Annotated in this window: 1 pseudogene; it reads left to right on the plus strand. The window is 34.0% G+C overall.

Going from position 1 to position 318, the window contains the following annotated elements:
• Positions 1 to 108: 108 nt before the first annotated feature.
• Positions 109 to 318, plus strand: a pseudogene (locus ACFILY_RS09195) (replication protein RepA); the annotation flags it as partial.

The raw sequence follows: 318 nt of genomic DNA on the forward strand, positions 1-318 counted from the left end.
ATAAAAAAATTATACCAAATAGATGTAAAATAGTGGAGGTTATGGACGGCTTTGTTGTTTGTGTCATACCTAAAAGGCAAAAATGGATTTAAAAAGGAATGGATTGCAATGCCTCAACATCCGATGGCTATAATAGCGAAAAGTAATTTAAACGGATATGATCTCAAGGTGTTTTTCATTCTGGCTTCTCGTCTTGATTTCGAAAATCTATTAGTCGTCAATCAAACGGAATTGGCTAAAAAAGTTGGTATTACCAGACATCACTTTAATCGAAGCGTAAAAAGACTAATAGCTATGGATATTCTTTTGGAAGGTCCT

The sequence above is a fragment of the Bartonella sp. CL25QHWL genome (assembly GCF_042195335.1).
Classification (GTDB): Bacteria; Pseudomonadota; Alphaproteobacteria; order Rhizobiales; family Rhizobiaceae; genus Bartonella.